This is a genomic window from Shewanella sp. TB7-MNA-CIBAN-0143 (assembly GCF_040310065.1).
Lineage (GTDB): Bacteria > Pseudomonadota > Gammaproteobacteria > Enterobacterales > Shewanellaceae > Shewanella.
Window position 1 is genome coordinate 1 of the sequence record NZ_JBEOPL010000090.1, and the last position, 276, is coordinate 276.

Genomic DNA, 276 nt, shown 5'->3' on the forward strand with positions numbered 1-276 from the left:
TCACTACCCCGTAGAGTAAGTACGCGAATGCTTTTATTGCGCGGGATCAACATGCGGCGATGATCGAGCGTAATAATAGTGCTAACTTCGTTTGGATAAATAGAGCCATATAATGCGGAAATATCCCCGCCATTAGAATGCCCAAATAAGGTGAGCTTTGTAAAATCATACGCTGGGTATTTACTCGATAGCTCATTAACTAAAAACTTAAGCGTCACTACGCCACGGTGCCAGTTTTCCATGCGAGTGGTTAAGTAAGGTTGCTCACGATTAAGG

General features: G+C 43.5%; 1 pseudogene. It reads right to left on the minus strand.

The features are described 5' to 3' along the window. A pseudogene (locus tag AAEY97_RS21230) lies at window positions 1-276 on the minus strand (alpha/beta hydrolase); the annotation flags it as partial.